This is a genomic window from Actinoplanes sp. HUAS TT8, from assembly GCF_051380535.1.
Classification (GTDB): domain Bacteria; phylum Actinomycetota; class Actinomycetes; order Mycobacteriales; family Micromonosporaceae; genus Actinoplanes.
Window position 1 is genome coordinate 10,955,311 of sequence record NZ_CP195646.1, and the last position, 22,785, is coordinate 10,978,095.

The following is a 22,785-nucleotide window of genomic DNA, read 5'->3' on the forward strand; positions in this document are numbered from 1 at the left end:
AGCACGTGACGCACCGGATCGCGAGAATGTGACAGGGGGGCCGATGGATTCCTTCGACGAGCTGCTGGCGGCCGAGTTCGAGACCAACCGGGGACGGCTGCGCGCGGTGGCCTACCGGATGCTCGGCTCGGGCGCCGAAGCCGACGACGCGGTGCAGGAAACCTGGCTGCGGCTGAACCGGACCGGCGGCGAGACCGTCGACAACCTGCCGGCCTGGCTGACCACCGTCGTCAGCCGGGTCTGCCTGGACATGCTGCGCTCCCGGGCGTCCCGCCGCGAGGAACCGCCGGTGGCCGAACCGCCGGGCGCCGAAGACCCGGAACGAGAAGCACTGCTGGCCGACTCGGTCGGGGCGGCGCTGCTGGTCGTGCTCGAGATGCTGACACCGGCCGAGCGGCTCGCCTTCGTCCTGCACGACATGTTCGCGGTCTCGTTCGACGAGATCGCCCTGGTCGTCGACCGCACCCCGGCCGCCGCGCGCCAGCTGGCCAGCCGCGCCCGGCGCCGGGTCCACGGCGGCTCACCGGCCGGCGCGGCCGACTTCGCCCATCAGCGCGAGATCGTCGACGCGTTCCTGGCCGCCGCCCGCCGCGGCGACTTCGAAGGACTGCTCACCCTGCTCGACCCGGACGTGGTGCTGCGGATGGGCGACGGCGCGGCGCAGCTCGGCGACGGCACGCCGGCCGAACAGGCCGCCCGCTTCTTCGCCGGCCGGGCCCACGGCGCGAAGCCGGCCACCATCGACGGCGCCCCCGGCGCTGTGGTCCACACCCCGTTCGGCGTGACGATCGCGCTCTGCTTCACGGTCGCCGGCGACCGGATCATCGCCCTCGACGCCATCGCCAACCCCGACGCCTCCATCACCATCAGCCTCCTCAACTGACCACCCCCACCACCAGCCGCCCCCAACGGCCACCCCATGCAGGCCGGTCGAACCAGCCCCGAGCACCAGCCAGCTTGCTCCAGCTGGCGCTGAGGGTCGTGTCCGGCGGGCTGAACCAGCCCTGAGCACCAGCCGACTTGCTCCAGCTGGCGCTGAGGGCTGTGTCGGGCCGGTTGGAGCAGCCCTGAGTGCCAGCCGGCTTGCTCCAGCTGGCGCTGAGGGCTGTGTCGGGCCGGTTGGAGCAGCCCTGAGTGCCAGCTGGCTGGCTTCGGCTGGTGCTGAGGGTTGTGTTGGGCGGGTTGGAGCAGCACTGAGTGCCAGCTGGCTGGCTGGGGCTGGGGCTGGGGTTTCTGGGCTAGTCGGTGGGGCGGCGGAGCAAGTAGGTGTCCATGATCCAGCCGTGCTGTTCCCGGGCTTCGGTTCGGGTGCGGACGATGTCGTCGGCTACGTCGGCGACCCGGCCGGAGGCGAGCAGCTCGTCCTCGGTGCCGATGTAGGCGCCCCAAAAGATGTCGGCGTCCGGATATTTCGTGAACGTCTGGTGGGCGTCGAGCATGACGACCACGTCGTCGACGCCGTCGGGCCAGCCCTCGGCGAGACGCCGGCCGGTGGTGACCTGGAAAGGCTGGCCGACCTTGTTCAGGCCGATGCGGTGCTTCGCGGCGAGAGCGGAGACGCTGCTGATGCCGGGGATGACCTCGTACGCGAAAGTCGTTGATCCTCGCTCGAGGATCTCCTCCAGGATGGCGATCGTGGAATCGTAGAGCGACGGATCGCCCCAGACCAGGAAGGCGCCGGTCTCCTCGTCCTTGAGGTTCTGGCTGATCAGGTCCTCGATCACCTGGGAGCGGCGGGTGCGCCAGTCGGCGATCGTGCCGGTGTAGTCGGCCGGGGTGCGGTCGCGGTCCGGGTCGTGGCCCTCGATGATCCGCTTGTGCGGGTGCGAGTACGCCCGGATGATGCGTTCCCGCAGGTCGATCAGGCTCTGCTTGGTCTCGCCCTTGTCCAGCAGGAAGAACACGTTGGTCCGGCCGATCGCCTTGGCCGCCTGCAGGGTCAGATGGTCCGGGTCGCCAGCACCGATCCCGATCACGTAGATCTTCCGCACCCACTGAGTCTGCCCCACCCCGTTCCGCGCGCGTGGAGCGGCTCGCCCCTCCCGGTTGTGCGCGCGTGGAGCGGCTCGCCCCTCCCCGTGAAGGGGCGAGCCGCTCGCAGCGGGTTCCGGCGCCCGGCAGCTACCCGGGGTGTCGGGCGGGAGTTGCCATCAGCGCGGGTGAGACCGGGACCGGCCTGACCGCCCGACGGGCGCATGCCTCCGCACGCATGCACCCGCCCGGTTGGTGACTTGGGCGGTGACGGCGGCGGTGGGTTGACGGCGGGGCCGCGGTGACGGTGACAGTGGGGTCGCGGTGACGATGCGGTGGAGGTGGAGGAGGCGGTGACAACGGGGTCGCGGTGGCGGTGGTGGCGGCGGAGACGGAGGCGGAGTTTGTCAGGGGCAGGATGGCTCAATCGGGGAGGATCGGGACGGAGGGGTGCATCTCGCGGCCGAGCATGTCGGCGCGGCGCAGGGAGAGGGCGCCGAAGCGGTCGCGGACCCGGTCCACGGCCGCGTCCAGGCCGTCCTCCCGGGGTGGGTCGAACGGGAGCTCCAACTGGACCGCGCCGTCGCCGTCCAGGTTGCTGACGGCGACGCCGACCAGGGTCAGGCCGCGCTGGTCGATCAGCGGGCGGGCCTCGCGCAGCAGTTCGACGGAGGTGCGCAGGATGGCGCCGGTCTGCATGGTGGCTTTGAGCAGGCTGCGGGAGCGGGTCACCCGCTCGAAGTCGTCGAACCGGAGTCGCACCGTGATGGTCCGCCCGGGCCGGCGGGCCCCGCGCATCCGGTGGGTGACGCGGTCGACGAGGGCGGCCAGCACGGCTTCGACCTCGGCGAACGAGCGCTGCCCGCGCCCCAGCGCGCACTGCGCCCCGATCGATCCGCGTCGCGCGCCGGTGGTCACCCGCCGCGGGTCGTGGTTGTGGGCGAGCGCGTGCAGGTGCCGCCCGGCGTGCGCGCCCAGCATGGCGACGAGTGCGGCCTCGCCGACCCGGGCGACGTGCCCGACCGTGTGGATCTGTCGTTCCCGGAGGCGGGCCGCGGTTTTGGGCCCGACGCCCCACAGTTTTTCCACCGGGAGGGGGTGCAGGAATTCCAGCTCGGCGCCGGGTGGGACGACGAGCAGACCGTCCGGTTTGCCGACGCCGCTGGCGACCTTGGCCAGGAATTTGGTGCGGGCGACGCCGACCGTGATCGGCAGGCCGACCCGGGAGCGCACCTCGGCCCGCAGGCGGCGGGCGATCTCCTCCGGTGGGCCGCTGATCCGTCGCAGGCCCTCGACCTCCAGGAACGCCTCGTCGATGGAGATCGGCTCGACGATCGGTGTGGTGTCCCGGAACACCGCGAAGACCGCTTTGCTGGCGGTCGAGTAGGCCCCCATCCGCGGGGGCACGACCACCGCGTGCGGGCAGAGCGCCCGGGCCCGGGCCAGGCTCATCGGGATGCGCACGCCGAAGGCCTTCGCCTCGTACGACGCCGCGAGCACGACGCCGCCGCCGACCAGGATCGGCCGGCCGCGCAGCGCGGGGTCGTCGCGCTGTTCGACCGACGCGTAGAACGAGTCCAGGTCGGCATGCAGGATCACGCGACCGAGCCTAGTACATATGTTCGAACGTCGGGGGTATGCGCGGTCACATTCGGCCCCGGGAATCGCCGAGCGAGATTCCCGGTTCTCTAAAGTTGAGTCACCCACGCTCAAGTAAGGAACGAGGAACCACCCATGTTGCTCACCACTCCGACCGTCCGCGACCTCGAGCGTCTGACCGCCCGGGTCTTCGAGAGCTCGACCCGGACCGCGGGCGCGCGCCTGGACGCGTACCGGGAGAACGACACCTTCTTCATCGACATCGACCTGCCCGGTGTCGACCCGGCCTCCATCGACATCACCGTCGACGGCAAGGTCCTGACCGTTCGCGCCGAGCGCACGCGCGTCGCGCGCGAGGGCGTCCGCTACGTGATCGCCGAGCGTCCGGTGGGTGCGTTCAGCCGTCAGGTCCAGCTCTCCGACAAGCTGGACACCGACCGACTGGAGGCGCAGTACGACAAGGGCGTGCTCACGCTGAGCATCCCGGTCCTGGAGGAGCGCAAGCCCCGCAAGATCGAGGTCGTCGCGACCGCCTAGTGGTCGAACTGGATCCAGTTCACGTTCATGAACTCGCTGTCGTCGGGCGCGGTGAACGTGATGTAGACCGTGTGCGTCCCGGTCACCGGGGTCAGCGCGGCGACGTCGGTGCGCCACGTCTGCCACCCGCCGGTGTTGCTCACCGACAGCTCGCCGACCGGATCGGCATCAGGGGTGTCCAGCCGGACCTGAATCCGGCCGGACACCCCGGCCGCCGACGCCACCCGGAACTTCGCCTTCGTCGCCGGCACGTCGCCGAAGACGAAGTTGTCGAAGCGCAGATGGTCGCCCCGGTTGATCCAGCCGACGTTCTGCCCGCCGCCCTCGTCCTCGGTGTCCTGGGCCTGGATGCCGGCCAGCTCGTTGGCCGACTCGGCCTGCAGCACCTGGTACTTCACCGGGGTCGGGGCGGGCGTGGTCGGTGTCGGCTCGGCCGGGACCGAGGGCGCCGCCGACGAGGGCGGCGCGACCGGTCCGGCAGCGGACGCGGCCGATGACGGCGTGTCCTGCCAGCGGCCGATGCCGTAGCCGACCAGCAGGAGGGCCAGGCCCCCCACGCCGATCAATGCGCGGTTACGGTTCGTCCAGCTACGGGTGCGGTAGACGGTCGGAGTTCGCTGATCCACCCGGCAAGGGTAGTCAGCCGTTTCCGCCGGGAGCCAGCGCCTCGATCATCTCGGTACCCAACCGGGCCGCGAGCTCCGGATCCGCGTCCGGTCCGCCGATCCGCGGATCCCAGTTGGGCTCGTAGAACAGCTCGGTCGCACCCGCCTCGGCGTAGCGCCGGGCGCCGGCCCGGATGTCGGCCCACGAGCCGGACAGCGCGATCGCCGGATCCCGATCACCCGGCTGGACCACGGCGCGGACCACGATCCGTACCTCCGCGGGGTTCTTCCCGGCCTCGGCGGCCGCCTCCCGGACCACTCGCGCGCCGCGCTCGATGTCCGCCAGGCTCGCGCGGCTGCTGCTCACCCAGCCGTCGGTCAGCCGGCCGGCCCGCCGCAGCGCGATCTCGGCCGTGCCGCCGAGCAGGATCGGCGGCCCACCGGCCTGGACCGGGCGCGGTCGCATCCGGCTCGGCGGCACCCGGTAGTACTTCCCGGCGAAGTCGGACTCCTCGTCGGCGAAGAGGGTCCGCAGCGCGGCCAGGTACTCCTCGGTCCGGCGGCCCCGCGGGTTCGGGTCGGCGTTGGTCGCCACGAACTCCGGCTCCGACCAGCCGGTGCCCAGCCCCAGATCGAAGCGCCCGCCGGTGAGCCGGTCCAGGGTGCTGACCTGTTTGGCGAGAAAAGCCGGGGCGACGTACGGCAGATTGATCACCGAAACGCCCAGCCGGATCCGTGACGTGGCCGCACCGGCCCAGGTCAGCGCCACGATCGGGTCGAGCACGCTCTGATAGATCGGCGCCAGGTGCTGATCCCGGCCGACGAGCAGCCGCTGGAACGCCCACAACCCGTGATAGCCGAGCTCCTCGGCCCGCTGCGCGATCGACGTCAGCGTCTCCGGCCGCGCCCACGCGCCCGACACCGGGCAACCGAAACTGATCAGCATGGGTGCAGGCTAGTGCTCGTCGTCCGGATCGGCCGACGGTTCCCGGGGCGTGGGCGGCCAGGCCCGGGCCGGGACCGACCGGATCGGCACCGGCGTGGTCACCGCCCGGATCGGCGGATCGACCGTCGCCGCGGGTGGGACGGTGGTCGGATCGGTCATCGCGCGCTCCTTTCGCGACCACCGATGATTCCCGTGATCCGCGCGGAAATGGATACCCCGACCGAGCGACAGGCCCGGGTAGGTTGGGGCCGTGACCACTCTCGCCGATGCCTGGGAACTGAGCCGGAGCGACACCGGCCTGGCCATCGTGTCCACCGCCCGCGCCGACCGCACCGTCCAGTCCACCCTGGTCAACACCGGTCTGATCGACCACCCGGGGGACGGGGGGCCGGTGCTGGCGTTCGTCACCTACGGGCCGGTGAAGCTTCGTAACCTGCGGGACCGCCCCGATCTGGCGATCGCCTTCCGCAGCGGCTGGCGCTACGCGACCGTCGAGGGCCGCGCCGAGCTGGCCGGTCCGGACGATCCGCAGCCGTGGCTCGACCCGGAACGCCTGCGCCGGCTGCTGCGCGAGATCTTCACCGCGGCCGGCGGCACCCACGACGACTGGGACGCCTACGACCGGGCCATGGTGGCCGAGCGCCGGACCGCGGTTCTGGTGCGCCCGACCAGGGTCTATCCATAATCCGCGGCCTGCGGGTCCGGGTGGCGGCGCTGGCCGCCGCCGTCGGGTGCGTGCTGCTGGCGTTCGGGATCCGGATCCTCACCGGCAGCCCGCTGCTCAGCACCGGTCTGGTCGAGCAGGCCAGCGGTACGGCGTTGTACGCCGCGGCGGTGTTCTGCGGCGTCATCGTCCTGTGGCCGCGGATGCCCGTCCGATGGGTGGCGCTGATCACCGCCGGTTACTGCTGGGCGGTCGAGTTTCTGCAGCTCACCGGCGTGCCCGCGGAGCTTTCGGCGCGCAGTGTGGTGGCCCGGCTGGTGCTCGGCGTGAGTTTCGACCCGTCCGATCTGGCGTGGTACCTCGTCGGTGTCGCGGTGCCGGCTGCGATCGTGGTGCTGCTTCGCCGTACGCGAAAGCCTCCTGTTCCTCAAGAAGGAGAAGCTTCGGCCGTACGGAAAAATTGGGGTTGATCTTTTTATGGTGGGAAACTGCCAGGCGTGAGCGATGGCTGGGATCCCCATGTGCACGTCGAGGTGAACGTCGTCCGGGCCGGCAAGGACGTCCGGAATCTGCTGGCGTCCACGTTCGGGCTGGTGTCGGACCTGCCGGCCGAGGTCGAGACCGGTTGTGGTCAGCGGGTGGCGTTCGTGATGACGTCGCCGCATCCGGAACGGGTGACGTGCCTGCCGTGCCGGGAGTTCGCCAGCGACAAGCATCGCCAGTTCGCGGATCAGCTGGTCAACCTGTTCCGGATGTCGCCCGGGGCCGGGCTCGCGCCCGGTCTGAACGTGACCGCGGAGGATGCCGCCCAGGCCGTCGCCCGTTACCGCGACCTCGCCGAGCGGTTCGCCGGCAGAGGTTAGGGTGGCCGCGTGACATCGACGCCGGAGACTGCCGAGTGGGGCCGGACGCCGGTCGTGCGACGGATGTCGAGGCTGCTCGGCGTGTGGGTGGCCGGGTCGATCCTGCTGTTCCTGCTCGGGATGCGGGATCTGGTCACCTTCGACGACGTGCCTCCGGCCCATGCCGTACGCGGTGGATGGTTCCTGCTCGGATGCGCGTTCCTGCTGGTCGTGGCCCCTCTGGCGGCGACCGTGATCGGCGCCTCGGGCGGGCAGAACGTGTATGCCGGGGTGTGCGCCGTGCTCGCCCTCGGCGGGCTGGTGCTCGGCGGGCTGGTGGCGGTCCGCGGGCTGCAGGAGACCGGGGCGATCACCCGGCCGGCCGAGGTCGTGCCCACGCCGCGAGTTTCGCACTGTGTCGAGTTCAGCGGGGGCGACACGCGCTGTCCCGGTGGATGATGGACGGCATGGCGGCTGAGAAGGAAGAGCGGGACGGTGTTCCGCTGACCAATTTGGATCAGGAGCTCTTCCCGGGGGCGGGGGCCACCAAGCGGGACCTCGTCGACTACGTCGACGTGATGTCCGGCCGGCTCGTGGCCGTGCTCCGGGGGCGGCCGCTGTCGGTGATCCGGGTGCTGCGTGGCCAGGATCAGTTCATGCAGAAGAACCTGCCCAAATACACGCCGGACTGGGTGCCCCGGACCTCGGTGTGGGCCGAGGCGTCGCACCGCGAGGTGGTCTACGCGCTCGGCGATGACCGGCGGACACTGCTCTGGTTCGGCAATCAGCGTGCCGTCGAGTTCCACCCGGCGCTGGCCCTCGCCGAGACACCACATCGGCAGACCCACCTGATCATGGATCTGGATCCGCCCGAAGGGGGCGGGTTCGGCTCGGCCGTGCGGGCCGCCCGGCTCGTCCGGGAAGCGCTGGCCGGGGCCGGGATGAGCGGGGCGGTGAAGACCAGCGGGTCCAAGGGCGTGCACGTGTTCGTGCCGCTGGCCGGGGACCCGGCGCCGGAAGACGTGGCGGCGGCCCAGCGGGCGGTGGCGGCCCGCGCCGAAAAACTCGACCCCGAACTGGCGACGACCGCGTTCATCCGGGAGGACCGGCACGGGAAAGTGTTCCTGGACGCCACCCGGGCCGGCGGGGCCACCGTGGCGGCGGCCTACAGCCCGCGGATCCGGCCCGGCGTGCCCGTCTCGTTCCCGGTGGACTGGGACGACCTCGACGACGTGACGCCCGGCGACTTCACCGTGCACACCGCGCCCGGCCTGCTCGGGGACCGGGATCCGTGGGCGGCGGCGATGCCCGCGGCACAGGAACTCGACGCCGGGCTGATCGCCGAGGGACACACCATCCCGGTGGCCCGGGTCCAGGCGATGCACGAGGGAAAACGGCGGGCCAAGGCCAAACGCGACGCGGTCTAGCTCCGGTCGAACAGGCGCCCGATCAGCGCCGACTGGCCGGCTGCCAGCACGTGAGCCTGGGCCAGGGGCAGCCAGTAGCACTCGAAACGGATCGGCGGGCTGTCGCCGTCACCCCGCTCCTCCGAGAACCAGCGCGCCGGAACCTCGGGCGAGTCGACCGACAGGTGGTAGAAGTGCCGGACGTGGATCGCGTCGGCGTACGGGCGCATGTCGAACTCGCTCGACCCGAGGTAACGCTCCACCCGTAGACCGTGCAAGCCGGTCTCCTCGACGGCCTCGCGGAGCACGGCCGCATCGGCGAGTTCGCCGGCCCGCACGGTTCCGGCCGGGACCTGAAGTCCGGACTGATCGAAGGCATCGTCGTCGGCGTGCCGGAAAACGACGAGCCGGTCGTCCCGGACGATGTAGGCGACGACCTTTTGGGGCCTGTGCACCGCCGGACCATAGGGCCTCTGAACAGGGAGATGCAACCAGCCGGTAAGGGAAGCTACCGCCGATGAGCGGGTCGGATCTGGTGTGATCGGAAGTCAGACGTGGTCACCGCCGAACTGTGCATGATCGGGATCATCCGTGTAATCCGCGGCGTACGCGCTCGGCTTCCACGTCGTATCCACGCGCGTCCCGCTCGTAGGACTCCGCCGGCGAGGTCAGCAGTTTTCTGGTCCGAGGCCAGGCCGCCGCTTCGCCGGCCTGACACCGGTAATCCTTGGCCAGCAGCCGCTCCTGGTCACCGCCGTCGTAGACGCCCCGCCTGGTGACACCTCTCTGGTTGTAGATGCCGGTGTGCAGGCCGTTCATCAGAGGATCGCTGCGGAGATTTTCGAGTAGTTCGCGTATCAGCCTCGGTGGGAAGAGGCCGTCAGGGTCCGGAGGCGCATAGGCAAGAATCTGTCCGATCTGGCTGTCGCCGGCTCGCTGTCGGCCGAGGGTGCTCAACTGGTTGCGGGCGTCCTCGACCCACCGATGCAGCAAACCCGCGTCAAGGGTTCCATCCGCGCGGGCACCCGGGCATCTACGCCAGTCGTACAGAACCTCATAGGCGCGATGGGCGAGATCCGGCCGCGCCAGACCCGGCTCATGGCGACCGGAATGAAACGGGCGGGCTTGGACGCCGTACGGGAAACCGGTCTTGATCTTGAAGTTGGGTCGGCCGGCCCTCGCAGGTGCGAGAGCCGGCCGGTCCGGAAGTGATCAGGCGACGGGTGCTTCGGCGCCCTCCAGGAACAGGCGACCGGCCTCGGCCGCCGGCACCGGCCGGGAGAAGTAGTAGCCCTGGGCGAACATGCAACCCATCTCGCGCAACGCCGCCAGCTGCCCGAACTCCTCGATGCCCTCGGCGACCGTGGACATGCCCAGGCTCTTGCCGAGGCGGACGATGGTGTCGGTCAGGGCGGTGTCGTCGCCGATGACGCCGAGGCGTTCGACGAACGAGCGGTCGATCTTCAGCGTGTCGACCGGGAAGCGGCGCAGGTAGGCCAGCGACGAGTACCCGGTGCCGAAGTCGTCGATGGCCAGGGTGAGGCCGAGCGCCTTGAGGCGGACGAGCTGTTCCAGGTTGGCCTCGGTGTCGGTCATCAGCACCGATTCGGTCATTTCCAGGCAGAGCCGGTCGGCCGGCATGCCGGTCTCGGCCAGGACCGCGGCGACCGTCTCGGCGAAGTCGAGCTGGTCGAACTGGCGGACCGAGACGTTCACCGACATCTTCAGCGGGCGTCCGCCGGCCGCTTCGCTCCACTCGACCGCCTGGCGGCAGGCTTCCCGGAGGACCCACAGGCCGAGCGGCACGATCAGGCCGGTGGCCTCGGCGATCGGGATGAAGTCGAGTGGGTTGATCATGCCGCGGGTCGGGTGCGGCCAGCGGACCAGGGCTTCGAAGCCGACCACCTGGTTGGTGTCCAGGTCGATGGTGGGCTGGTAGTGCAGGCGCAGGTCGTGGTTCTCGCAGGCGGCCCGCAGGTCGTTCTCCAGTTCGAGGCGTTCGATCAGGCCGTCCCGCATCTGGGTGCGGTAGCTGGTGAAGGCGCTGCCGCCGGCCGCCTTGGCGTGGTGCATGGCCAGGTCGGCGTTGCGCAGCAGCTGCTCGGCGCGGTCCTCGTCCTCGTCGTCGAGCAGGGCCGCCTGGGCCAGGCCGATGCTGGCCCGGACGTGGATGTTGCGGGCACCGACCTCGACCGGCAGTTCCAGGTCGTCCAGGATGCGACGGGCCACGAATTCGGCTTCCTCGCTGGACGCGGCCTCGATCAGCACGGCGAACTCGTCGGCGCCGAACCGGGCGACCACGTCCTCGCCGCGTACGCAGCCCTTGATCCGGTCCGCGACCTGCACCAGCAGCTGGTCGCCGGCCAGGTGGCCGAGGCTGTCGTTGACCCGCTTGAAGCCGTCCAGGTCCAGGTGGAGCACGGTCAGCCCGTCGGTCCGTTCCAGCGCGGCGGCGGTCTTGTCGCGGAACAGCGCGCGGTTGGCTAGCTGGGTCAGCGAATCGTGGTACGCCTCGTGGATCAGCTGTTCCTGCAGCTCCTTGCGCTCGCTGATGTCCCGGGTGTTGAGCACGAAACCGTTCACGTGCGGGTCGTCGACCAGGTTGGTGACGATCATCTCGGACGGGCGCTTCCGGCCGTCCTGGTGCGTGTGGATGATCTCCAGGGTGACCGAGGAGTACGGCCGGACCGCGACCTGCCGCATCGCCTGGGAGAGCCGGATGGCGACCTCGGGGGCGAGCACCTCGGTGTAGTGCCGGCCCAGGAACAGTTCGGGCCGGTAGCCGAACACGCGCTGCATGGATTCGCTCTGGAACGTCACCGTGCCGCCCGCGTCGAGCACCGTGACGACGTCCGAGCTGTGCCGGATCAGTGCGTGGAACTGCTGCTCACGGGCGTAGAGCTCGGCGGTCCGCTCCTCGACCCGGGCTTCCAGGCCACGGGTCAGGTCGCGGTTCTCCAGCAGCGTCAGCACCTGGCGGCCGATCAGAAGCAGGATCAACACCGATCGGCTGTACGCGACGAACGGGCTGCTGTGCCCGGTGGCGATGTGGAACAGGACGCTGGCGAAGAGCGCCGCCCCGACCGCGATGTAGGGCAGCATCACCCCGCTCATCTGCATCCGGCTGCTGAATTCGCTCTTCAGCGGTTCGGCGTCCTTGGGGCGGGCGGCCCCGACGATGACCAGCGCGAAGCCGAACATCCAGCCCAGGTCGACGATCATGCCGGACCGGTAGTCGTCGATCATGCCGAGGTAGGCGTAACCGATGTCGGAGAACGCGAAGCCGATCACGCCGAGCCCGAAGAACATCAGGTCGGCCGAGCAGCGGAACCGGGCCCGCCGCTGCGGCAGCATGTAACCGATCATCGTGGCGATCACGATGTCGCCCAGCGGGTAGATCAGCTTCATGTAGAACGCCAGCCCGGTGTCGCCCGGCCCGTACTGCGGGTCGACCACGAACACCCAGCTGACCAGCACCAGCGAGGTGGCCACGAGCAGCCCGTCGAGGATGCTGCGGGCCCGGTTGGCCAGCGGCTGCGAGGCGCTCGGCAGGATCAGCAGACCGACCGGGACGAGCAGGATCATGCCCAGGTAGCCGGCGTCGGCCAGGGACGGGACCGGCAGGTCACCGCCGTGCGGGAAGGTCTGGGCCAGCGTGTACGCCTGGCCCAGGCCCCAGCTCAGCACCCCGGCCCCGAGGACCGCCCAGCCCCAGCGGTGCCGGCCGGTGTAGCGGCGGCTGCGCACCAGACAGGTGACCGCCGCCGCGAGCGGGAGGATCGTCAGAGCCCAGGTGGATATGTCGTTGGCCACGTCGGGACCGCCTACTTCGGCGCCGATCAGCACGGCGAGAACGGTGAGGACGGACGCGACGGCGATGCAGACCCGGAGCCAGTGGCGGATGTCCACCGGTCCCTCCGCGTTGTCGATGTTCATCTCGACGCCTCCGCCCTCAAAATGTGATCAACCGGGAGCATCGGGCTGCGGGGTTCCGGTATTAGGAAGCGGGCGGGTGCAATGCGGTTACACCAGGCCGTCCTCGTACGCGACGATCACCAGCTGGACCCGGTCGCGGACGCCCAGCTTGCCGATCGCACGGGTGATGTGGGTCTTCGCGGTCAGCGGGCTGATCACCAGGCGTGACGCGATCTCGTCGTTGGAGAGGCCGCGGGCGACCAGCTCGACGACCTCGCGCTCACGCTCGGTGAGAACCGACAGGCGATCGCTCGTGCCGGTCGACGGGACCGGCCGGTGGGTGAACTGGCCGACCACCCGGCGGGTCACGCTCGGTGACAGCAGGGCGTCGCCGCCGGCCACCACCCGGACCGCCGTGCGCAGGCCGTCCGGGTCGATCTCCTTGGTCAGGAAGCCGCTGGCCCCGGCGGCCAGGGCGGCGAAGACGTACTCGTCGGTCTCGAACGTCGTCAGGATGACGATCCGGGGCGTGGGATCCTCGGCCAGGATCGCCCTGGTGGCGGCGATGCCGTCCAGTCCCGGCATCCGGATGTCCATCAGGATGACGTCCGGGCGCAGCGCGCGGGCCGTGCGGACCGCCTCGTCGCCGGTCGAGGCCTCGCCGACGACCTCGATGTCCTTGGCCCGGCGCAGAAGACTGCGGAAACCGGCGCGGACCAGTTGCTGGTCGTCGGCGAGGAGCACGGTGATGGGCATGTCCGGTCCCTGAGGTCGTCGTTCACGATCTGATCAAAGGCAGGCTTGCGCGTACGACGAAGCCCCGCTCGTCCGGCCCGGCGGTCAGAGCCCCGCCCAGCGCCGCCACCCGCTCGCGCATCCCGGCGATCCCGTGCCCGTCCGGGACCGCCTCCGACCCCGGCCCGTCGTCCCGCACGTCGACCAGCACCTCGTCCGGGGCGTAACGGAGGGTGACCGTCACCTGGGTCGCCCCGGCGTGCCGGACCGCGTTGGTCAGCGCCTCCTGCACGACCCGGTAGACCGCGGTGGCCACCGGCGCCGGCACCTCGACCGGGTCGCCGAACTCGTTCACGGTCACCGGAAGCCCGGCCGCCCGCACCTGATCGGCCAGCCGTTCCAGGCTGGCCAGACTCGGCACCTCGCCCTCACGCAGCACGCCGACGAGCGACTTCAGGTCGGTCATGGCCTGCCCGCGGACCTGCTGGGCCAGTCGCAGCGAGGCGCGGGCCTCCTCCGGGTCGTCGTCGAACGCGTCCAGGGCCACGTTCAGATGGACGCCGACCACGGCGAGCGTGTGCGAGACGACGTCGTGCAGGTCACGGGCGATCTCCACCCGCTCCTCGGCCCGCCTGCGCCCGAGCTCCAGCTCCTGCCAGCGGGCGTTGTTGCGCCAGGTGATCGCCGCGGCCAGCACCGCGCCGACCCACAGCGCCTCGCCGCACCAGTGCGCGAACACCCAGTCCGAGGAGCGCTGGGTCGCCCCGTAGTCCCAGAGCAGCCCCCAGGTCATCGCGGCCGCACCGGTGATCACCGCGGTGCGCACGTGACCGGCCAGGACGGTGAGGATCAGGGCGGCGGTGGCCGGCCAGACCCAGCCGGCCTCGATCAGGTGAGCCGGCCGCCAGGCGGCGATCGTCAGCACCGAGAGGATCAGCACGGAACGCGGCCAACGGCGGGCCGCGAAGACCAGCCCGGCCAGGAACACGGCCAGTGAGACGGTCATCACAGTCTGGGCGTTGCCGCCGGTCATGGCGAGGCCGGCGGGCACCCCGAGGAGGGTCGCGGCGGCTCCGATATAGATGAAGTTCATGCTCAGGACGCTAGGGTCCGGACCGGGCCCGCCGCGTCGTCCAGCCGCTGTCACCCGCATGGACTCCTCCCGCGTACGAGCTACACCGTTCGATGTATGCGGTCCCTCTGGTTAAGGTAATCGAGTGACCGCCGCGGAACTGCTCGCCGCCTCCGGCCGCTTCCCGATCGCGCCCGGCCTGACCGATTCCGAACTCACCGACGTGGAGGCCGAGTTCGGCTTCACGTTCGCGCCCGACCACCGCGAATTCCTCGCGGCAGGCCTGCCCACCGGCATCGGCTGGCCCGATTGGCGCGGTCGTGACCGCTCCGCGCTGCGCTCGGCCCTGACCGCGCCGGTCGAGGGCGTCCTCTTCGACGTGGCCGAGAACGATTTCTGGTACGAGGGGTGGGGCGCCCCGTACGGGGACCGGGTCGCGACGGCCCGCGCCGGGCTGATGATCGCGCCCCGGATGATTCCGCTCTACGCCCACCGCTATCTGCCGGCGGCCATCCCGGGGCATCCGGTGCTCTCGATCTACCAGACCGATGTGCTCTGCTACGGCGTCGACATCCCGGACTGGCTGAACCGCGAGTTCGGCCTGGGTGACCCGGCCGCCCGACGGGTCCGCCCGACCGTTCCGTTCTGGAGCGCCCTGGCGTCCTGACACGGGACAGCGATCACGGCCCGTGATGATTACAGTGTTACAGGTGTCCGAGATTCCGAGTCTTCACACCTGGGCGGGCGGCGACGCCGCGTTCGAACGCCTGATCAACGCGTTCTACGACCGGGTCGAGCACGACGACCTGATCTCATCCCTGTTCCCGGGCGGGGTCTCGGCCGAGCATCGGGAACACGTCACCGCCTGGTGGATCGAGGTCTTCGGCGGACGTGCCACCTACACCGACGAGCTCGGCGGCTACCACCGCATGGTCAACAAGCACGTCGGCCTCGGCATCACCCCCGAGCAGCGCTTCCGGTTCGCCTCGCTGATGAGCCTGGCCGCCGACGACGCCGGCCTGCCCGCGGACCCGGAATTCCGGGCCGCGTTCGTCGGCTACGTCGAATGGGGCACCCGCATCGCCCTGGCCAACTCGGCCCCCGGCGCCGACGTGATCCAGCAGGCGCCGGTCCCGCACTGGGGCTGGGGCGTCGCCCCGCCCTACCGCCCGGGCGACTGATCCGTGATGCCCAGCTCGGTGAGCAGCTGCTCGATCCGCACGCGGATGGCGTCGCGGATCGGGCGGACGGCGTCCAGGCCCTGCCCGGCCGGATCGTCCAGCTTCCAGTCCTCGTAACGCTTGCCCGGGAAGAACGGGCAGGCGTCACCGCAGCCCATGGTGACGATGACATCGCTGGCCTCGGCCGCGGCGTGATCGAGCCGCTTGGGCTGCTCCCCGGTGATGTCGACGCCGGCCTCGGCCATGGCCTGAACCGCGACCGGGTTGATCCGCTCGGCCGGTTCGGAACCGGCCGAGCGGACCTCCACCCGGTCGCCGGCGAGGTGGCGCAGCCAGCCGGCGGCCATCTGCGAGCGGCCCGCGTTGTGGACGCAGACGAACAGGACGCTGGGTTTGGTGGTCACGATCTCTTCTCCGGTGTCAGTCGGCAGTTTCGGTTGACGATGGGGTGGTGCTCGACGTCGGTTTCAGCTGACGACGGGGTGGTGCTCGACGTCGGTTTCAGCTGATGAGGGGGCTGCGGCGCTCGACGAGGATGACGTCTCGCCAGGTGCCGTGATGCCGGCCGACACGTTCGCGGGTGCCGACGACGCGGAAGCCGCAGGCGGCGTGCAGGGCGAGGCTGGCCGTGTTCTCGGGGAAGATCCCGGATTGAACGGTCCAGATCCCGGCCGCCTCGGTCGCACCGATCAGCGCGCCGAGCAGGGCCCGCCCGATGCCGCTCCCGCCGTGATCGGGGTGAACGTAGACGGAGTGCTCGACCACGCCGGCATAGACACAGCGGTCGGAGACCGCGCTGCAAGCGGTCCAGCCGAGCACCTCCCCGCCACTATCGAGGGCGACGAAGCGGAACGAGGGCAACCGAGCGGCCGTGAACCGATCCCAGGTGGGTGGCTCGGTCTCGAAGGTGGCGTTACCGGTCGCGATGCCGAGCCGGTAGATCTCCAGAACCTGAGCGGCGTGCTCATCGGTCATCGCGACGATCCCGATCATGACGTGACCCTTTCCGGCTCGGGGAACCACCAGACGGCCGCGGCCAGGGCGAGCATCCCGCCGACGAGCTGCGCGGCGACGAATCCGGGGACGGACGCGGGCGCGACACCGGCGAAGGTGTCGCTGAACATCCGGCCGACGGTGACGGCCGGGTTCGCGAAACTGGTCGAGGACGTCCACCAGTAGGCGGCACCGATGTAGGCGCCGACCGCGGCCGGGGCGGCGCTCGCGCGGCCGGACCGGTTGAGCGCGGCGATGAGCAGGACCAGGCCGGACGTCGCGACCACCTCGGCCAGCCAGAGGTGCGCGCCGGCGCGCGCCGTCTCCGCCCGCGAGACCGCGGGCAGGCCGAACATCAGATTCGCGAGGACCGCCCCGCCGATCGCCCCGGCCGTCTGCGCCGCGACGTAGGCGCCCAGGTCACGGCCGGTCAGCCCGGCGCCGGCGCGGCGCCCGGACCACCAGTCGGCGACCGACACGACCGGATTGAAGTGAGCACCGGAGACCGGCCCGAAGGTCAGGATCAGGGCACCCAGCGCGAGGGCGGTCGCGATCGCGTTCTCCAGCAGCTGCACGCCGACGTCCTGCGGTGACAGGCGGGCGGCGGCGACACCCGAGCCGATCACCGCGGCGACCAGCAGTCCGGTGCCGGCCAGCTCGGCACTGGCGCGGCGGGCCAGGCTCACGCGCTCGCCGTCTCGACGGCCGGATCGAGGAACTGCGAGAGCAGCGCGAGCTTGGCCGGGATGATCCAGTAGTAGACCCAGGTGCCGCGCCGCTGGCAGTCGACCAGGCCGGCCTCGCGCAGCTGACGCAGGTGGTAGGAGATCGTCGGGCCGGTCAGGTCGAACGCGCCGGTGATGTCGCAGACGCACACCTCACCGCCCTTACGGGCCGCGATGAGCGACAGCACCCGCAGCCGGACCGGGTCGCCGAGCACCTTGAACGAGCGGGCCAGCTCGGCGGCGCCGTCCGGGGACAGTGCCTCGCTGACCGTCGGCTCGCAGCAATCCGGCTTCTCTTGCTTAGACACCCCTCTAGGTTGACAGATCTCTAGGCAGTGACGCAAGCTGCTTAGAGAGTCATCTAGACAAGTGGAGGTGTGAGATGTCCCGTGTCCAGCTCGCGCTACGGGTCTCCGACCTGGAGGCGTCGGTCGCGTTCTACACCAAACTGTTCGGCACCGAGCCGGCCAAACGCCGCCCCGGATATGCGAACTTCGCGATCGCCGAGCCCCCGCTCAAGCTGGTCCTCCTGGAAGGCGAGCCCGGCCGCCCGACCGTGATGGATCACCTCGGCGTCGAGGTCGAGACGTCCGACCAGGTCGACGCCGCGACCCGCCGTCTGACCGAGTCCGGCCTGATCACCCTGACCGAGGACGACACCGAGTGCTGCTACGCACTGCAGGACAAGGTGTGGGTGCGCGGCCCCGGCACCGAGCCGTGGGAGGTCTACGTGGTCAAGGCCGACTCCCCGGTCGGCGACAAACCCATGCCCACCCCCGACGCCTGCTGCGCCGGCTGACCCCTTTCAAGATCAAGCCCATTCTCCGGTACGGCGTCCAAGCCCGCCCGTTCAACGTTTCTCGCCCTCGCGGTGGCCGCCGAGTCCGGAGTCCTAGGGGCGGACGAACTGGGTGGCCGCCTGGGCCAGCGCGGCCTGCAGCGTCGCCGGGTCGGGGCTGGTCGAATAGCTGCGCAGGGCCGCGTTGACCGCGCTCTGCCAGGCCTGCGAGCAGCCCGACCCGTGGGCGCACGACGGCACCTGGGTGGCCGACTTCCAGTCGGTCATGGCCGACTGCTGGTACGGCGAGAAGCCGCTCGACGGCACGTCCACACGCGCCGGGATCGAGCCTTTGGCCTCGTTGAACAGCTGCTGGCCGGTCGCCGAGCTGACCGTTTTCAGCCAGCACTCGGTGCCGGTGATGTTGGAGGCGCCGGTGGACAGGGTGAACGAGTCGGCCAGCCATTGGAAGGTGTTTCCGTTGCCGGGGAACGTGAACCATCCGTACCCGGGAAAGTTCTTTGCCTCCAGGTCGGCGGCGGCCCAGTCGCCCATCAGCTGATAGCCGGCCTTGCCGTCGATGAGGAGGCGTTCGGCCTGCGGCCAGTCGAGGGTGTCGCGGTCCAGGTTGCCGTAGCCGAGCAGGGTCGTGAAGTCGTTGACGGCCTTGGTGACCGGGGCGCCGCGCCAGTCGGTGCGGCCGGTGAAGAGGCCGGCGAAGTTGTCCGGGCCGAGGTCGGTGATCAGGACTGCTTCGAGGAGCATCAGCTGGGTCCAGTCGCGGCCGAGGGCGAGCGGCGCCTCGACCCCGGCCGCTTTGAGTTTGGCCAGGTTGTCGATGAACGCGGGCAGGTCCTTGGGCGGTGTGGTGATCCCGGCGCCGGCCAGCACGGCCGGGTTGGTCCAGACGACGTTGGCGCGGTGGATGTTGGCCGGCACCGAGTAGATCTTGCCGCGCACGGTGAGGTCGTCGATCAGGCCGGCCGGGAGGACGTCGCGCAGGCCCCAGCTCTCGTAGTAGGCGGTCAGGTCCTCGACCTGGCCGGCGTCGATGTAGTCGAGCAGTTCGGCGCCGGCGTGGGCCTGGAACGTGTCCGGCGGGTCGTGCCGGGCCATCCGCCGGGTGAGTTCCTGTTTGGCGTTGACCCCGGCACCGCCGGCCACCGCGCCGTTCTCGAAGCGCTGGCCCGGGCAGTCCGCGTCGAACCGGGCGACGAGCGCGTCCAGCCCGGCTTTCTCCCCGCCCTCGGCCCACCAGGTGAACACCTCGACGGTCGCGGGCGGCGGTGTGTCGTTTTTGCCCGAGCCGCAGGCGGAGGCGGTCAGCAGCGCGGCTGCTGCGATAACGGCCACCATACGCATGCCGCCCAGAGTATTACCGAACGGTTAAAAGCGCCGCACCCGAGACGGCCGCCGGAAGATCCCGCCGGCCCCGGAACGGCCCGAGCAGGATGATCAGGCCGGCCAGCGCATAGGTCACGGTCATGATCAAGATCGAGACCCGATTTCCGTACGCCGTGGCGAGCACCCCGCCGAGGACGGCGCCGAGCGGAATCGTGCCGAAGTTGACGAACTGCATCGCGGTCAGCACCCGCCCGAGCAGCTCGGCCGGCACGTAGGCCTGCCGGAAGCTGCCCGCGATCACATTGCCGGCGACCACGAACGCGGCGATCAGCGCCGTCCCGGTGGCGAACGCGGTCAGCCCCGCGCCCGGGCCGGTCAACGGGATGAGCAGCGACGAGAAGCCGGCCGCGGCCTTGACCGCGCGCAGGGCACGGGCGGCGCCGAAACGCCGTACCAGGAAGGGAACCGCGCTCGCGGCGGCGACCCCGCCCAGCCCGGAGGCCGACAGCAGGAGCCCGACCGTGCCGGTGCTGACACCGACGTCGCGGACCAGGAAGACCACGATGATCGCGCCGTACCCGTTCAGCGCCAGGTTGCTGACCGCGCCGTGCGTCATGAGGTTGCGCAGGTAGCGGTCCCGGCCGAGCCAGCGCAGGCCGGCCCGGATCTCGCGGGCGATGCCGTCCCGGGCGGCCCGGGCGACCGGCTTCTCGGGGCGGCGGATCGCGACCAGGCCGAGGAACGAGACGGCGAAGCTGGCCGCGTCGATGACCAGGCCGGTGACCGCGCCGGCGGTCGCGGCGAGGAGCCCGCCGAGCGCCGGGCCGGCGATCTGGGCGGCCGAGCTGCTGCCGTTGGCCAGCGCGTTGGCCTGGATCAGCTGGTCCGGGCCGAACATGGCGGGCAGATAGCCGGTGTACGCGACCTCGAAGAAGACCGCCGCGACGCCGGTGAACAGCGCGACGATCAGCAGGTGGACGATCGTGAGCCGGCCCGCCCAGGCGGTCAGCGGGACGCTGGTGACCAGCAGCGCGCTGACCACGTCGCAGGCCAGCATCACCGGGCGTTTCGCGACCCGGTCGACCCAGGCGCCGGCCGGCAGGCCGATCAGCAGCCAGGGCAGCCAGGCGGCGGCGGTGAGCAGGCTGACCGTGAGCGCGTCGGCGTCCAGCACCTGCACGGCGATCAGCGGCGTGACCACCGAGGCGACCGCGCTGCCGAGCCGGCTGACGGTCAGGCCGCCCCAGAGTTTGCGGAAGTCGTTGTCGGCGAGCAGCGACATCACGGCCTCGCCGGGAATCCGCGGCCCAGCACGAAGACCGGCTCCCGGTCCTCCCGTTCCGGGCGGCCCCGATACTTCGTGAGCAGCGCGTTGATCTCGTCGCCGAGCTCGGCCAGCTCCTCGGGGGAGAGGCGCAGCCAGGCGTCGGTGGCGAACGAACTGGTGCCCCACGGTTCGGTGCGCGACGCGGGACTGCCGATCCAGGAGTGGATCAGGTCGAGCTGGCGCTGCAGGCCGATCGCGTCGGCGGCGTCGGCGGCCTCCGGCGAGAAGTCGGCCGGGTTCCACTCGATGCGCGGATCGGCCATCCGCCACCAGTGCTCCTTGCGGTTGCGGGCCAGCTCGGGGGCCTCCTCGATGAGGCCGGCCTCGGCCAGCACGCGCAGGTGGTGGCTCACGTTGGCGACCGCCTGACCGGTGGCGCGGGCCAGGGCGCTGGGCATCGAGGGGCCGTCGACCCGCATCGCGTCGAGCAGCCGGCGGCGCAGCGGGTGGGCGACGGCCTTGAGCGCGGCCTCGTCTCTGATCTCAGCCATGACGCCAGCATGCATGGTAAAGAGTTGTTGCGCAACAGCTCTTTACTAATCCGGGAGTTGTTGACAAAGATGTCCACGCCGGGCTTATCCCGGACATAGGTACATGACAGTGCTCGCACAAATGTCGATGTTTCGCTTTCCGGCGTCATCTCAGGCGGCATTCAGGAAAGGCGGCACACTCGTGACTGAGCAGGAGCAGGACAACGCGGCCTACGTTCGCGAGGTCCACGACAAGGGTCTGGCGTTCGACCTCGGCACGATGAACCGGCGGCGGATGCTCACCCTGATCGGCGGCGCCGGCGCGGCCGTCATGGTCACCGGAGCGATCGTCGGCACGTCCGGGACGGCCTCGGCGGCGACCCTCGAAGAGGTCGAGTCGGAGACCGCCGGGCCGTACCCGGCCGACGGCTCCAACGGTGTCGACGTGCGCACCGAGTCCGGCATCGTCCGCAGCGACATCCGGTCGTCGTTCGGCACCTCGACGACCGTGGCCGAGGGCGTCCCGCTGGAGTTCTCGATCACCGTGGTGGACCTGGAAGGTGCGCCGGTGACCGGGGCGGCGGTCTACGCCTGGCACTGCGACCGGGACGGGAACTACTCGCTCTACTCCACCGGGATCACCGGCGAGAACTACCTGCGCGGCATCCAGGAGACCGACTCGACCGGCACGGTCACCTTCACCAGCATCTTCCCGGCCTGCTACTCGGGGCGCTGGCCGCACATCCACTTCGAGGTGTACTCGTCACTGGCCAACGCGACGAGCGGCGACGGACCGATCGTCAAGACCTCACAGATCGCTATCCCGGAGGAGTTCGCCGACCTGGTCTACGCCACCGACGGCTACAGCAGGAGCGTCACCAACCTCAGCCAGGTCACCCTGGCCACGGACAACGTGTTCGGCGACGACTCGGCGGCCCGGGAACTGGCCACCGTCACCGGCAGCGTCTCGGCCGGCTTCGTGGCGAGACTGACCGCCGCGGTCGACCCGGCCGGGACCGAGCAGAGCGGTGGCACGCCGCCCTCCGGGGCCCCGTCCGGTGCGCCGCCCTCGGGAGCGCCTAGCGTGTCGCCGAGCGCGAGCGCCGGCGCGTCGACCAGGGCCGGTGCGTCCGCCAGCGCGACGGCGAGCGCGACCAGGACCGCCGCCGCTCCGAAGCCGACCGGGAGGCAGCAGCAGCCGCAGAAGAAGAAGGAACGGCACTGGTGGAACCCGTTCAGCTGGTGACGGGCTCACGACGTACCCGATAATTGTTTTGATCGTGAAAACCGGGACGCGGGCCGGCCCCCAAGCGAACCCGCGTCCCGGTCATCCCACTCAGACCTCGGCGGTCAGCTCGAAGACCTGCGTGGTGGGGTGGCCGGCGCGCTCGTGCACGCGCATCACGGCCTCCTTGCTCGGACCGGTGCTCAGGCAGAAGACCTTGCCGGCCTCGGGGTCGAGCCAGGCGCGCTCGAAGTGCACGCCCTCCTCACCCTCGATCTTGAGATCGGCGTCGTGCGCCGCGTTCAGCTGCTCGGCGGTGACCCCGAAGAAACCGTCGTGCACGTCCATGAACTTCGCCATCGGAACATCCCCTCGCTGTGGCGTTGTGCCTGTCGCTACAGCCTGCCCCCGGCGGCGCCGTCGGACATCGGTCATAACACCTAGGAAGCC

Annotated in this window: 28 protein-coding genes and 1 pseudogene; 11 read left to right on the plus strand and 18 right to left on the minus strand. The window is 70.6% G+C overall.

Annotated features, from left to right (window positions below; translation table 11 throughout):
• The first annotated feature begins 43 nt into the window (after window positions 1-43).
• Window positions 44-883 carry a sigma-70 family RNA polymerase sigma factor gene (locus ACSHV8_RS48945; protein WP_436527329.1) on the plus strand — a complete coding sequence of 280 codons (840 nt, stop codon included), beginning with the start codon at window positions 44-46 and terminating at the stop codon, window positions 881-883.
• 355 nt (window positions 884-1,238) lie between these two features.
• Here the strand turns inward: ACSHV8_RS48945 and cobF are convergent, their stop codons facing one another.
• Window positions 1,239-1,991, minus strand: coding sequence for a precorrin-6A synthase (deacetylating) (gene cobF, locus ACSHV8_RS48950; RefSeq protein WP_436527330.1), 753 nt, complete (start codon window positions 1,989-1,991; stop codon window positions 1,239-1,241).
• 403 nt (window positions 1,992-2,394) lie between these two features.
• On the minus strand, window positions 2,395-3,570 hold the full coding sequence (gene dinB / locus ACSHV8_RS48955; RefSeq protein ID WP_436527331.1) for a DNA polymerase IV: 1,176 nt from the start codon (window positions 3,568-3,570) through the stop codon (window positions 2,395-2,397).
• Between the two features lie 135 nt (window positions 3,571-3,705).
• Between dinB and ACSHV8_RS48960 the strand changes: the two genes are divergently transcribed.
• Window positions 3,706-4,107 carry an Hsp20/alpha crystallin family protein gene (locus ACSHV8_RS48960; RefSeq protein ID WP_436527332.1) on the plus strand — a complete coding sequence of 134 codons (402 nt, stop codon included), beginning with the start codon at window positions 3,706-3,708 and terminating at the stop codon, window positions 4,105-4,107.
• Here the strand turns inward: ACSHV8_RS48960 and ACSHV8_RS48965 are convergent.
• From ACSHV8_RS48965 to ACSHV8_RS48975, 3 genes are read right to left on the minus strand one after another with little or no spacing between them, the layout of a single operon-like run.
• Window positions 4,104-4,733, minus strand: a complete 630-nt coding sequence (locus ACSHV8_RS48965) for a carbohydrate-binding protein (protein ID WP_436527333.1) — start codon at window positions 4,731-4,733, stop codon at window positions 4,104-4,106. The two genes, ACSHV8_RS48960 and ACSHV8_RS48965, sit on opposite strands and share 4 nt — an antisense overlap.
• 13 nt (window positions 4,734-4,746) lie before the next feature.
• Window positions 4,747-5,658: a TIGR03619 family F420-dependent LLM class oxidoreductase gene (locus tag ACSHV8_RS48970; RefSeq protein ID WP_436527334.1), complete on the minus strand. Its 912-nt coding sequence runs from the start codon at window positions 5,656-5,658 to the stop codon at window positions 4,747-4,749.
• A 9-nt stretch (window positions 5,659-5,667) separates the two neighbouring features.
• Window positions 5,668-5,817 (minus strand): hypothetical protein, encoded by a 150-nt coding sequence (locus ACSHV8_RS48975; RefSeq protein ID WP_436527335.1) that lies wholly within the window; start codon window positions 5,815-5,817, stop codon window positions 5,668-5,670.
• Between the two features lie 91 nt (window positions 5,818-5,908).
• On the opposite strand from ACSHV8_RS48975, the gene ACSHV8_RS48980 reads away from it, so the two are divergent.
• Genes ACSHV8_RS48980 through ACSHV8_RS49000 form a run of 5 tightly spaced genes read left to right on the plus strand, consistent with a single transcriptional unit; the run spans window position 5,909 to window position 8,591 of the window.
• Window positions 5,909-6,343, plus strand: coding sequence for a TIGR03618 family F420-dependent PPOX class oxidoreductase (locus tag ACSHV8_RS48980; protein ID WP_436527336.1), 435 nt, complete (start codon window positions 5,909-5,911; stop codon window positions 6,341-6,343).
• A gap of 20 nt (window positions 6,344-6,363) precedes the next feature.
• Window positions 6,364-6,792: a DUF2809 domain-containing protein gene (locus tag ACSHV8_RS48985; RefSeq protein ID WP_436527337.1), complete on the plus strand. Its 429-nt coding sequence runs from the start codon at window positions 6,364-6,366 to the stop codon at window positions 6,790-6,792.
• A gap of 27 nt (window positions 6,793-6,819) precedes the next feature.
• The gene (locus ACSHV8_RS48990) at window positions 6,820-7,185 is read left to right on the plus strand and encodes a hypothetical protein (RefSeq protein WP_436527338.1); all 366 of its coding nucleotides are present in this window, start codon (window positions 6,820-6,822) and stop codon (window positions 7,183-7,185) included.
• A 9-nt stretch (window positions 7,186-7,194) separates the two neighbouring features.
• Complete coding sequence (locus ACSHV8_RS48995; RefSeq protein ID WP_436527339.1) at window positions 7,195-7,623, plus strand: hypothetical protein; 429 nt, start codon at window positions 7,195-7,197, stop codon at window positions 7,621-7,623.
• Between the two features lie 8 nt (window positions 7,624-7,631).
• A complete protein-coding gene (locus ACSHV8_RS49000) occupies window positions 7,632-8,591 on the plus strand; it encodes a DNA polymerase domain-containing protein (protein ID WP_436527340.1) in 960 nt (319 codons plus the stop codon).
• Here the strand turns inward: ACSHV8_RS49000 and ACSHV8_RS49005 are convergent.
• The 5 genes from ACSHV8_RS49005 to ACSHV8_RS49025 form a co-directional block, all read right to left on the minus strand.
• Window positions 8,588-9,025, minus strand: coding sequence for an NUDIX hydrolase (locus ACSHV8_RS49005; RefSeq protein ID WP_436527341.1), 438 nt, complete (start codon window positions 9,023-9,025; stop codon window positions 8,588-8,590). The two genes, ACSHV8_RS49000 and ACSHV8_RS49005, sit on opposite strands and share 4 nt — an antisense overlap.
• 130 nt (window positions 9,026-9,155) lie before the next feature.
• The gene (locus ACSHV8_RS49010) at window positions 9,156-9,389 is read right to left on the minus strand and encodes a hypothetical protein (protein WP_436527342.1); all 234 of its coding nucleotides are present in this window, start codon (window positions 9,387-9,389) and stop codon (window positions 9,156-9,158) included.
• Between the two features lie 393 nt (window positions 9,390-9,782).
• On the minus strand, window positions 9,783-12,506 hold the full coding sequence (locus ACSHV8_RS49015) for a putative bifunctional diguanylate cyclase/phosphodiesterase (RefSeq protein WP_436527343.1): 2,724 nt from the start codon (window positions 12,504-12,506) through the stop codon (window positions 9,783-9,785).
• 87 nt (window positions 12,507-12,593) lie between these two features.
• Window positions 12,594-13,241, minus strand: coding sequence for a response regulator (locus ACSHV8_RS49020; RefSeq protein ID WP_436527344.1), 648 nt, complete (start codon window positions 13,239-13,241; stop codon window positions 12,594-12,596).
• A gap of 22 nt (window positions 13,242-13,263) precedes the next feature.
• Entirely contained in the window at window positions 13,264-14,313 is a 1,050-nt protein-coding gene (locus ACSHV8_RS49025; protein ID WP_436527345.1) for a sensor histidine kinase, read from the minus strand.
• A 124-nt stretch (window positions 14,314-14,437) separates the two neighbouring features.
• Here ACSHV8_RS49025 and ACSHV8_RS49030 point away from each other — a divergent pair, with 124 nt between their 5' ends.
• Together ACSHV8_RS49030 and ACSHV8_RS49035 are read left to right on the plus strand one after the other, a co-directional pair.
• Window positions 14,438-14,959: a hypothetical protein gene (locus ACSHV8_RS49030; RefSeq protein WP_436527346.1), complete on the plus strand. Its 522-nt coding sequence runs from the start codon at window positions 14,438-14,440 to the stop codon at window positions 14,957-14,959.
• A gap of 43 nt (window positions 14,960-15,002) precedes the next feature.
• On the plus strand, window positions 15,003-15,473 hold the full coding sequence (locus ACSHV8_RS49035) for a group II truncated hemoglobin (protein ID WP_436527347.1): 471 nt from the start codon (window positions 15,003-15,005) through the stop codon (window positions 15,471-15,473).
• Here ACSHV8_RS49035 and ACSHV8_RS49040 read toward each other — a convergent pair.
• The 4 genes and pseudogenes from ACSHV8_RS49040 to ACSHV8_RS49055 form a co-directional block, all read right to left on the minus strand.
• Entirely contained in the window at window positions 15,455-15,877 is a 423-nt protein-coding gene (locus ACSHV8_RS49040) for an arsenate reductase ArsC (protein WP_436527348.1), read from the minus strand. The two genes, ACSHV8_RS49035 and ACSHV8_RS49040, sit on opposite strands and share 19 nt — an antisense overlap.
• A 97-nt stretch (window positions 15,878-15,974) precedes the next feature.
• A complete protein-coding gene (locus ACSHV8_RS49045) occupies window positions 15,975-16,466 on the minus strand; it encodes an N-acetyltransferase family protein (protein ID WP_436527349.1) in 492 nt (163 codons plus the stop codon).
• Between the two features lie 17 nt (window positions 16,467-16,483).
• Window positions 16,484-17,152 (minus strand): annotated as a pseudogene (locus tag ACSHV8_RS49050) (aquaporin); the annotation flags it as partial.
• Complete coding sequence (locus ACSHV8_RS49055) at window positions 17,149-17,499, minus strand: ArsR/SmtB family transcription factor (protein ID WP_436527350.1); 351 nt, start codon at window positions 17,497-17,499, stop codon at window positions 17,149-17,151. The pseudogene ACSHV8_RS49050 and the gene ACSHV8_RS49055, both read right to left, overlap by 4 nt.
• 74 nt (window positions 17,500-17,573) lie before the next feature.
• On the opposite strand from ACSHV8_RS49055, the gene ACSHV8_RS49060 reads away from it, so the two are divergent.
• Window positions 17,574-17,990, plus strand: coding sequence for an ArsI/CadI family heavy metal resistance metalloenzyme (locus tag ACSHV8_RS49060; RefSeq protein WP_436527351.1), 417 nt, complete (start codon window positions 17,574-17,576; stop codon window positions 17,988-17,990).
• Between the two features lie 93 nt (window positions 17,991-18,083).
• Here the strand turns inward: ACSHV8_RS49060 and ACSHV8_RS49065 are convergent, their stop codons facing one another.
• Genes ACSHV8_RS49065 through ACSHV8_RS49075 form a run of 3 tightly spaced genes read right to left on the minus strand, consistent with a single transcriptional unit; the run spans window position 18,084 to window position 21,131 of the window.
• Window positions 18,084-19,331 (minus strand): ABC transporter substrate-binding protein, encoded by a 1,248-nt coding sequence (locus ACSHV8_RS49065; protein ID WP_436527352.1) that lies wholly within the window; start codon window positions 19,329-19,331, stop codon window positions 18,084-18,086.
• A gap of 13 nt (window positions 19,332-19,344) precedes the next feature.
• Window positions 19,345-20,595: an MFS transporter gene (locus ACSHV8_RS49070; protein ID WP_436527353.1), complete on the minus strand. Its 1,251-nt coding sequence runs from the start codon at window positions 20,593-20,595 to the stop codon at window positions 19,345-19,347.
• A complete protein-coding gene (locus tag ACSHV8_RS49075) occupies window positions 20,595-21,131 on the minus strand; it encodes an ArsR/SmtB family transcription factor (protein ID WP_436527354.1) in 537 nt (178 codons plus the stop codon). Before ACSHV8_RS49075 ends, ACSHV8_RS49070 begins: the two co-directional genes overlap by 1 nt.
• Before the next feature lie 181 nt (window positions 21,132-21,312).
• On the opposite strand from ACSHV8_RS49075, the gene ACSHV8_RS49080 reads away from it, so the two are divergent.
• The gene (locus ACSHV8_RS49080) at window positions 21,313-22,356 is read left to right on the plus strand and encodes an intradiol ring-cleavage dioxygenase (protein WP_436527355.1); all 1,044 of its coding nucleotides are present in this window, start codon (window positions 21,313-21,315) and stop codon (window positions 22,354-22,356) included.
• Between the two features lie 90 nt (window positions 22,357-22,446).
• On the opposite strand, the gene ACSHV8_RS49085 is transcribed toward ACSHV8_RS49080, so the two are convergent.
• The gene (locus ACSHV8_RS49085) at window positions 22,447-22,695 is read right to left on the minus strand and encodes an SCO4226 family nickel-binding protein (protein ID WP_436527356.1); all 249 of its coding nucleotides are present in this window, start codon (window positions 22,693-22,695) and stop codon (window positions 22,447-22,449) included.
• Window positions 22,696-22,785: the final 90 nt, after the last annotated feature.

Bases quoted from the DNA above. Each gene is read 5' to 3' on its own strand.
- ACSHV8_RS49010 (WP_436527342.1), bottom strand. From the start codon at position 9,389: ATGAACGGCCTGCACACCGGCATCTACAACCAGAGAGGTGTCACCAGG.
- ACSHV8_RS49015 (WP_436527343.1), bottom strand. From the start codon at position 12,506: ATGAACATCGACAACGCGGAGGGACCGGTGGACATCCGCCACTGGCTC.
- ACSHV8_RS48970 (WP_436527334.1), bottom strand. From the start codon at position 5,658: ATGCTGATCAGTTTCGGTTGCCCGGTGTCGGGCGCGTGGGCGCGGCCG.
- ACSHV8_RS49085 (WP_436527356.1), bottom strand. From the start codon at position 22,695: ATGGCGAAGTTCATGGACGTGCACGACGGTTTCTTCGGGGTCACCGCC.
- ACSHV8_RS49045 (WP_436527349.1), bottom strand. From the start codon at position 16,466: ATGATCGGGATCGTCGCGATGACCGATGAGCACGCCGCTCAGGTTCTG.
- ACSHV8_RS49065 (WP_436527352.1), bottom strand. From the start codon at position 19,331: ATGCGTATGGTGGCCGTTATCGCAGCAGCCGCGCTGCTGACCGCCTCC.
- ACSHV8_RS49075 (WP_436527354.1), bottom strand. From the start codon at position 21,131: ATGGCTGAGATCAGAGACGAGGCCGCGCTCAAGGCCGTCGCCCACCCG.
- ACSHV8_RS49060 (WP_436527351.1), top strand. From the start codon at position 17,574: ATGTCCCGTGTCCAGCTCGCGCTACGGGTCTCCGACCTGGAGGCGTCG.
- ACSHV8_RS48975 (WP_436527335.1), bottom strand. From the start codon at position 5,817: ATGACCGATCCGACCACCGTCCCACCCGCGGCGACGGTCGATCCGCCG.
- ACSHV8_RS49000 (WP_436527340.1), top strand. From the start codon at position 7,632: ATGGCGGCTGAGAAGGAAGAGCGGGACGGTGTTCCGCTGACCAATTTG.
- ACSHV8_RS49070 (WP_436527353.1), bottom strand. From the start codon at position 20,595: ATGTCGCTGCTCGCCGACAACGACTTCCGCAAACTCTGGGGCGGCCTG.
- ACSHV8_RS48960 (WP_436527332.1), top strand. From the start codon at position 3,706: ATGTTGCTCACCACTCCGACCGTCCGCGACCTCGAGCGTCTGACCGCC.
- ACSHV8_RS49020 (WP_436527344.1), bottom strand. From the start codon at position 13,241: ATGCCCATCACCGTGCTCCTCGCCGACGACCAGCAACTGGTCCGCGCC.
- ACSHV8_RS49025 (WP_436527345.1), bottom strand. From the start codon at position 14,313: ATGAACTTCATCTATATCGGAGCCGCCGCGACCCTCCTCGGGGTGCCC.
- ACSHV8_RS48945 (WP_436527329.1), top strand. From the start codon at position 44: ATGGATTCCTTCGACGAGCTGCTGGCGGCCGAGTTCGAGACCAACCGG.